At 68.8% G+C, this 8524-nt stretch carries 7 protein-coding genes; all 7 read right to left on the bottom strand.

Annotation, left to right across the window (positions count from 1 at the left end; translation table 11 throughout):
• Positions 1 to 127: 127 nt before the first annotated feature.
• Positions 128 to 1438 carry a thymidine phosphorylase gene (locus tag NVV95_RS18320; protein ID WP_259488022.1) on the bottom strand — a complete coding sequence of 437 codons (1311 nt, stop codon included), beginning with the start codon at positions 1436 to 1438 and terminating at the stop codon, positions 128 to 130.
• Between the two features lie 49 nt (positions 1439 to 1487).
• Positions 1488 to 1916 (bottom strand): cytidine deaminase, encoded by a 429-nt coding sequence (locus tag NVV95_RS18315; RefSeq protein ID WP_259488021.1) that lies wholly within the window; start codon positions 1914 to 1916, stop codon positions 1488 to 1490.
• Between the two features lie 17 nt (positions 1917 to 1933).
• A complete protein-coding gene (locus tag NVV95_RS18310; protein ID WP_375163867.1) occupies positions 1934 to 3220 on the bottom strand; it encodes an ABC transporter permease in 1287 nt (428 codons plus the stop codon).
• Between the two features lie 41 nt (positions 3221 to 3261).
• Positions 3262 to 4515, bottom strand: a complete 1254-nt coding sequence (locus NVV95_RS18305) for an ABC transporter permease (RefSeq protein ID WP_375163865.1) — start codon at positions 4513 to 4515, stop codon at positions 3262 to 3264.
• Positions 4512 to 6041: an ABC transporter ATP-binding protein gene (locus NVV95_RS18300; RefSeq protein ID WP_259488020.1), complete on the bottom strand. Its 1530-nt coding sequence runs from the start codon at positions 6039 to 6041 to the stop codon at positions 4512 to 4514. The genes NVV95_RS18305 and NVV95_RS18300 overlap by 4 nt, the downstream gene beginning before the upstream one ends.
• A gap of 106 nt (positions 6042 to 6147) precedes the next feature.
• Complete coding sequence (locus NVV95_RS18295) at positions 6148 to 7242, bottom strand: BMP family lipoprotein (protein WP_259488019.1); 1095 nt, start codon at positions 7240 to 7242, stop codon at positions 6148 to 6150.
• Between the two features lie 170 nt (positions 7243 to 7412).
• Positions 7413 to 8483 (bottom strand): BMP family lipoprotein, encoded by a 1071-nt coding sequence (locus NVV95_RS18290; RefSeq protein WP_259488018.1) that lies wholly within the window; start codon positions 8481 to 8483, stop codon positions 7413 to 7415.
• Between the last annotated feature and the right edge of the window lie 41 nt (positions 8484 to 8524).

The raw sequence follows: 8524 nt of genomic DNA, 5'->3' as shown, positions 1-8524 counted from the left end.
GCTTGAGGCCGGTAAGCTCTTCCGCTTTCCGCACCTGTGGGGTGACGAGTAAGAACATTACGGGGATGTTTCCCGGAGGCCAAATCCCGATGAACGCCCGGGCGTGTCGAGGCGAAGAGCCCCGAAATCACGCGGAAGTGGCGGTTCGACCGATGCGCTCGGCCACCAGCGGGTCGCCCGCAGCGTAATCCGTGGCGTCGCCGATCTCCCACGCCCCCTCGAGTGCGTCCAGGGCTCGGGCGAAGCGCGTCGGCTCATCCGCGGAGAGCGTGAAGAGCGGCTGCCCCTCGGCCACGACGTCGCCGGGCTTCGCCAGCAGGTCGATTCCGGCGGCGTGCTGCACCGCATCCTGAGCCCGGGCCCGGCCGGCGCCGAGACGCCAGGCCGCGATGCCGAAGGGCAGAGCATCCTGTCGCAGCAGCACGCCCGAGCGAGGAGCGTTGACCGTCGTGGTCTCGCGCGCTATCGGCAGCGGCGCGGTCGGGTCTCCACCCTGGGCGCGGATGACCCGGTTCCAGGTGTCCATCGCCCGGCCGTCGCGGAGGGCCTCGGCGACATCGGCGTCAGGCTGACCGGCGAGCCGGAGCATCTCCGAGGCGAGCGCGAGTGTGAGTTCGACCACGTCGGCCGGCCCACCGCCGGCGAGCACCTCGACCGACTCGCGCACCTCGTTCGCGTTGCCGATCGCGAGCCCGAGCGGCACGTTCATGTTCGTCAGCAGCGCAGTCGTGCGCACCCCGGCGTCGTTGCCGAGATCGACCATCGTCTGCGCGAGCTCCCGGGAGCGCGCGATGTCCTGCATGAAGGCACCCGAGCCGAACTTGACGTCGAGCACGAGCGAATCGGTGCCCTCGGCGATCTTCTTCGACATGATCGACGAGGCGATCAGCGGGATGGCCTCGACCGTGCCCGTGATGTCGCGCAGCGCATAGAGCTTCTTGTCGGCCGGCGCGAGCCCCGAGCCCGCGGCGCAGATCACGCCGCCCACGTCGCGCAGCTGGTCGAACATCTCCTCGTTCGACAGGGACGCCCGCCAGCCCGGGATCGATTCGAGCTTGTCGAGCGTGCCGCCGGTGTGCCCGAGCCCGCGCCCCGAGAGCTGCGGCACCGCGACCCCGAAGCTCGCGACCAGCGGCATCAGCGGGAGGGTGATCTTGTCGCCCACTCCCCCGGTCGAGTGCTTGTCGACCGTCGGCTTGCCGAGGCCGGCGAAGTCCATGCGCTCGCCCGAGGCGATCATGGCCAGGGTGAGGTCACGGATCTCGTCGCGCGACATGCCGTTCAGCAGGATGGCCATCGCCAGCGCCGACATCTGCTCGTCGGCCACGTAACCCCGGGTGTACGCGTCGATCAGCCAGTCGATCTGCGCGGTCGAGAGCGTTCCCCGGTCACGCTTGGTGCGGATCAGATCGACGACGTCGTGGGCTTCGGTGGCCATGGTGTGTCCTTACTCGGATGCTCGGCTCGCGCAGCGCGGGCGGAGTGCTCTACTCGGCGAGCGAGTCTTCGCGGTAGGCGACGAGGGTTCGGGGGCCGAAGGCGTCGGGGATGACCTCGTCGATCGTCTTGATGCCCGAGACCGTCTCGAGGAGCATCCCCTCGGCGGAGTGCTCGAACAGCAGCTGGCGGCATCGGCCGCACGGCATCAGCGCACCGCCGTGACCGTCGACGCAGGTGAAGGCGACGAGCTTGCCGCCGCCCGTCATGTGCAGCGTCGACACCAGGGTGCACTCGGCGCACAGCGTCAGCCCGTAGGAGGCGTTCTCGACGTTGCAGCCCGAGATCACCCGGCCGTCGTCGACGATGGCGGCGACACCCACGGGGAACTTCGAGTACGGCACGTAGGCCTTCTCCATCGCCTCGAGGGCGACGGCACGCAGGGCGTCCCAGTCGATCTCGCTCCGGGCATCCGTCATCGGGGTCTCCTCCTCGGTCACGAGCTGACGTACGGCTTGCCGGCGGCGGCGGGCCCGCGCACCCGGCCGACGAGGCCGGCGACCGCGAAGATCGTCACCACGTAGGGCAGCATCAGCATGAACTCGCTCGGCACCGGCGAACCGATGATGCCCAGCACGTTCTGCAGGTTCGACGCGAAGCCGAACAGCAGTGCGGCGAGCGTCGCCCGGATCGGATCCCATCGGCCGAAGATCACCGCCGCGAGGGCGATGAAGCCCGCGCCCGCCGTCATCTCCTTGTTGAACGCGCCCACCGAGCCGAGCGTGAAGTACGCCCCGCCGAGGCCGGCGATCGCCCCGGCCAGCGACACGTTCCAGAAGCGCGTGCGGTTGACCTTGATGCCCACGGTGTCGGCGGCTTGCGGATGCTCGCCCACGGCCCGCACGCGAAGACCCCACTTGGTCTTGAACAGGCTGTAGAACACCAGCGCGACCGCGATGTACATCAGGTAGACCACGATGGTCTGCCGGAACAGGGTCGGGCCGAGGACCGGGATCTCCGACAGCACCGGGATCGGCAGCCGGTCGAAGCGCGGCGGCGAGTTGAGCAGGTCGGGGTCGGCAGTCAGCACCTGCGAGTACAGGAACGAGGTCAGCCCCGTGACCAGCACGTTCAGCACCACGCCGACGATCACCTGGTCGACCAGGTACTTGATCGAGAACGCCGCCAGCACGAACGACACCAGGGTGCCGGCGATGACCGCACCGACCAGCCCGATGAACGGGTTGCCCGTCACCGAGGCCACGACCGCCGAGACGAACGCCCCGGCGAGCAGCTGGCCCTCGATGGCGACGTTGACGACACCGACGCGCTCGGAGATCACGCCGCCCAGGGCACCGAAGATCAGCGGCACGCTGAGCGACACGGTTCCGAGCAGCAGGCCGGGCACCGGGATGGTCTGGCCCGCCGACGCCCAGGTGAGGAACGCGACGAGGAACAGCACCGCGAACACCACCATCAGCCACAGCCGCACCCGGCGGCCCGAGGCCACGAACCAGGCAGACAGCGCGGCGAGCAGCACCAGCAGGATCGAGATGACGATGCCGGTCGCCCGGGTGGGCAGCACGACCTCGGGCAGCTGGATGAGGTCGGACTCGGTCGACAGCCGGAACGTCGACGACCCGTCGCGACCGAAGGCCACGAACAGGATCAGGGCACCGATCGCGAAGATGCCGAACGCGATGGGAGCCTTCCAGCTCTTCACATGCACCGTGGCGAGTGCCTTGCCCGAGGTGTCGGGATGGTTGTGCTCCGTCGGGGGCACGCCCGCCGACGAGGCGAGGTTGTTGGTCGAGACGTTCTCGCTCACTTGGCCGTCACCGCCTCACGGGTCTGCGCCGCCGGGGCCTTGGGGGCCTTGGGCTTGGTGGGGTCGGGCAGGCGGAACACCGTGCGGATGAGCGGCGGGGCCGCGATGAACAGCACGATCAGCGACTGCACGACGAGCACGATGTCGATCGGGATGCCCTCGGAGGCCTGCATGGCGAAGCCGCCCGCCTTGAACGCCCCGAACAGGATGCCCGCCACGAAGATGCCCCACGGCTTCGACCGCCCGAGCAGCGCCACCGTGATGGCGTCGAAGCCGATGCCCGCGTCGATGCCGGAGCTGAAGCCGGTGGTCACGGTGCCGAGCACCTGCGAGACACCGGCGAGGCCGACGAGCGCGCCCGAGATGACCATGGCGTAGACGTACATGTTCTTGACGTTGATGCCGGCGACCCGGGCCGCGTTGGGGTTGATGCCGACCGCGCGGAACTTGAAGCCGAGCGACGAGCGGTTCAGCAGCCACCAGACGAACACGGTGGCCACGATGACGAGGATGAAGCCGAAGTGCAGGTTGAACTGCGGGCCGAGCAGGTCGGGGAAGACCGCGGTGCTGTCGATCGGCGGCGACTTCGGGTTGTTCGAGCCGGGCGCCTGCAGCACGGGGGTGCGGAGCAGGTAGGACACCAGGTAGAACGCGACGTAGTTGAGCATGATCGTGATGATCACCTCGTGGGCACCGGTGCGCGCCTTCAGCAGGCCCGCGATGCCCGCCCAGATGCCGCCGCCGACGAGGCCGGCGATGACCGCGACGATCATGTGCAGGCCCCAGGGCAGGTGCAGGGTGAAGCCCACCCAGCCGGCGCAGGCCGCGGCGATGAGCATCTGCCCGCGGCCGCCGATGTTGAACATGCCGACCCGGAACGCCAGCCCCACGCCGAGGCCCGCCGCGATCAGCGGGGTGGCGAAGGTGAGCGTCTCGGTGAGTGGCTTGATCTGCTGCACGAAGTCGTCGCGCTTGGGGTTGAACACCGCTCCCTGGAAGAGCGAGACGTACGCGCCGGAGACGGCCTTCCAGATCTCGGCGAAGGTGTCGCCCGGGCGGGCGAAGAAGTACCCGGCGGCCTTCTGCACGTTCTCGTCGGTGACGGCGATCAGGATGCCGCCCGCGATCATGGCGAGCACGACCGCGAGGATCGAGATCATGACGCTGCCGCCGATGATCTCGTTGAAGGTGGTTCGCCAGCGCGACGGCGGCTCGACCGCCGGAGCGGGCTTGATGGTGGTGTCGCTCACGCGGCGGTTCCTTCCACGGGGATGTCGGCGGGGACCTCGCCCGCCATCATGAGGCCGAGCACGTCGCGCGAGGTGGTGCCCGGCACGATGCCGACGATCGAGCCACGGTACATCACGGCGATGCGGTCGGCGAGCGCGACGACCTCGTCGAGCTCGGTCGACACCACGATGACGGGGATGCCCTCGTCGCGCGTGGCGACGATGCGCTTGTGCACGAACTCGATCGACCCGACGTCGATGCCGCGGGTGGGCTGCGCGGCGACGAACAGCCGCAGGTCGCGGCTGAGCTCGCGCGCCAGCACGACCTTCTGCTGGTTTCCGCCCGAGAGCCGGCCGACCTCGGTGTCGATGCCCTGGGAGCGCACGTCGAACTCCTTCGACTTCTCCTCCGCGAAGGTGCGGAGGTAGCCGAGCTGCAGCCCGCCGGCCTTCACGAAGGGCTCCCCCTCGGAACGGTCGAGCATGAGGTTCTCGGCGATGGTGAACTCGCCGACGAGCCCGTCCTCCTTGCGGTCCTCCGGCACGAAGCCCACGCCCGAGTCGAGCACCTTGCGGACGCTCATACCCCGGAGGCTGCGTCCGTCGAGGGAGACCTCGCCGGAGACCCTGTCCTGGAGGCCGAGAAGCGCCTCGGTGAGCTCGGTCTGGCCGTTGCCCTGCACGCCGGCGATGGCGAGGATCTCGCCCGCCTTGACGTCGAAGGAGACCTTGTCGACGACGACCTGCCCCCGCGGGTCGATGACCGAGAGGTTCTCGACCACGAGCGCGGGGGCGCCGGGGGTCGCCGGGTCTTTCTGCACGGTGAGCTCGACCGCGCGGCCGACCATCAGCGAGGCCAGCTCGGCGTTGGTGGCGGTGGGCGAGGCCTCGCCGACGACCTTGCCGAGACGGATGACCGTGATGCGGTCGGCGACCTCGCGCACCTCGCGCAGCTTGTGCGTGATGAAGACGATGGAGGTGCCGCGCTCCTTCAGCAGACGCATGATCTGCATCAGCTCGTCGGTCTCCTGCGGGGTGAGCACGGCGGTGGGCTCGTCGAACACGAGCACCTTCGCGTCGCGGGAGAGGGCCTTGATGATCTCGACGCGCTGCTGCACACCGACGGGCAGGTCGTCGACCAGGGCATCCGGATCGACGTCGAAGCCGAAGCGGTCGCTGATCTCGCGCACCCGCTTGCGGGCGGCGGCGAGGTCGAGCCGGCCGGCGAAACCGGTCTGCTCGTGGCCGAGCATGACGTTCTCGGCGACGGTGAAGACGGGGATGAGCATGAAGTGCTGGTGCACCATGCCGATGCCCGCGGCCATGGCGTCGCCCGGGCCGGCGAAGTGCTGGACGACGTCGTCGAGCACGATCTCGCCCTCGTCGGCCTGGTAGAGGCCGTAGAGCACGTTCATCAGCGTGGACTTGCCTGCGCCGTTCTCGCCGAGGAGGCAGTGGATCTCGCCCGGCTCGACCGTGAGGTCGATGTGGTCGTTGGCAGTGAGGGCACCGAAACGTTTCGTGATGCCCCGGAGTTCGAGCTTCATGGGATCAATCTACCTACTCCCCGAGGGGCATCCGTTAATAGGAGCGGTCGGGGGGACCAGCACGCTGGTCCCCCCGACCGGGTCGCGTTCGGAGAACGCGGAGGAGCTACTCGGCCGACGCGGGGGTCGAGGGCGACTCGACCTCGATCGAGCCGTTGATGATGCTCTCCTTGATGGTGTCGAGCTCACCCTGCAGGTCGGGCGAGACCTTGCTCTCGAAGTCGTGGAACGGGGCGATGTCGACGCCCTGGTTCTCGAGCGTGCCCACGAACGGGGTGGCGTCGAAGTCGCCGGCGGCCGAGGTGTCGACCACGTCGACCACACCAGCCTTGACGCCCTTCAGCACCGAGGTGAGGAAGAGGTCCTTCAGGTCGGGCGCGGTCTCGTAGTTGTCGGAGTCGACACCCACCAGGGCGACCTCCTTGCCGGAGTCGCGGATGGCCTCACCGGCCGAGAGGAAGATCGGACCACCGACGGGGAGGATGACGTCGGCGTTCTGGTCGATCAGACCCTGCGCCGCGGTCTTGGCCTCGACGCCGGCGGCGAAGCCACCGGTGAACGAGCCGGTCTGGGCCTTGACGTCCCAGCCGATGGCCTTGACGGAGGTGCCCTTCTGCTCGTTGTAGTAGTTGACGCCGTCGACGAAGCCGTCCATGAAGATGGTGACCGACGGGATCTGCATGCCACCGAAGGTGCCGACGGTGCCGGTCTTGGAGTAGCTGGCCGAGGCGTAGCCCGCGAGGAACGCGGCCTGGGCGGTGTCGAAGACGATCGGCTTGACGTTGTCGGCCTCGATGGAGGAGTCGTCGATGATCGAGAACTCGACGTCGGGGTTCGCCTCGGCCGCGGCCTTGGTGGCGTCGGCGAGGAGGAAGCCGACCGAGATGATCAGGTTGCAGTCCTGCGAGATGAGGTTGTCGATGTTCGGCGCGAAGTCGGTGTCGGCCGCGGACTCGACGGTGACGGGCTCGACGCCGAGCTTGTCGGCCGCCTCGGTGATGCCCTCGTAGCCGGCCTGGTTGAACGACTTGTCGTCGAACCCGCCCGAGTCGGAGACCATGCAGGGGATGAAGTCGCTGGCGGCGTCGCCGCCCGACGTCGATGCGGTGTCCGACGGAGCGGACGCGCAGCCGGCGAGAAGGGCCGCCACGCCCAGCGTGGCGAAGCCGGCCACTCCGGCACGGCGCAGGTTGATGCTCAAGATGTCCTCCAAGATGCTGCCCTGCCGAGACGCGCAGGGGCTGTGTGGGTCTACACGTTACCGAATGTGACGACCGCCGACAGAGGCAGTGCGGGTTCGCGGCGCAAGCGTTACAAAGCCGCGATCACGCCGTAATGTGCCCGAAATGTCCACCGGGCGCGGCTGAGACGTCAGGGGGTCGACGGGGACTCGACGACGACGGTTCCAGCCACGATCTGGGCTTTCAGGTCGTCGAGCTCGCCGGCCAGCTCGGCCGGCACCGACGACTCGAGGTCGTGGAAGGGCGCGAGCGCCACTCCCCCGTTCTCGAGCGTGCCGACGAACGGCTCGTTGCTGAAGTCGCCGTCGATGTCGTCGCCGACGATCTCGACCACGGCGTCGCCGGTGTTCTTCAGCACGCTGGTGAGCAGGATCGGCTTGTACTCGGCCGGGAGGGTGTCGTACCCGTCGTTGTCGACCCAGATCAGCGAGACCCCGCCGGCCTCGGAGGCCGCCGAGGCCGCCCCCTCACCGACCTGGCCCGCCACCGGGAGGATGACGTCGGCACCCTGGTCGATGAAGCCCTGGGTGACGGTCTTGCCCTTGTTGATGTCCTCGAAGTCGCCGGTGAAGACGCCGTCCTGCGAGGCCTTGTTCCAGCCGAGCGCCTGCACCTGGGTGCCGTGCACCTCGTTGTACTTCGCGACGCCGTCGACGAAGCCGTCCATGAACAGGGTGACGGGCGGCTGGTTGCCGCCGCCGAAGGTCGCGACCTTGCCGGTCTTGGAGACGCCCGCGGCGAGGTAGCCCGCGAGGTACGACGCCTGGGCGGTGTCGAACAGGATCGGCTTGACGTTCGCCGCCTCGACGGTCTCGTCGACGATCGCGAAGTGGGTGTCGGGGTTCGACTGCGCCTCGGCGAGGGTGGCGTCGGCGAGCTCGTAGCCCACGGTGAGCACGAACGCGCACCCGCTCTGCACCGCCTGCGTCACGTTCGGGGCCAGGTCGGTCTCGCCGGTGGAGACGAGCACCTGGGCGTCGATGCCGAACTCGTCCTGGGCCTTCTCGAGGCCCTCCCAGCTGGACTGGTTGAAGGAGCGGTCGTCGAGACCCCCCGAGTTCGTGACCATTCGGGCGCAGTAGTCGCTCGACGCGGCGGTCGAGCTGCCGCCGGTCGACGTCGGGGCGTCGGCGCAGCCGGCGAGGGCGAGGGCGAGCACTCCGGCGACGAGTCCGGTGCGGACGAGGGCTGTGGTTCTCATGGTCGGGCTCCTAGGGCGCGCGGCAAGACGGGGAGAGGGGA

The organism is Herbiconiux gentiana (assembly GCF_024978135.1).
Lineage (GTDB): Bacteria > Actinomycetota > Actinomycetes > Actinomycetales > Microbacteriaceae > Herbiconiux > Herbiconiux gentiana.
This window is presented reverse-complemented; position numbering and strand designations above follow the sequence as displayed.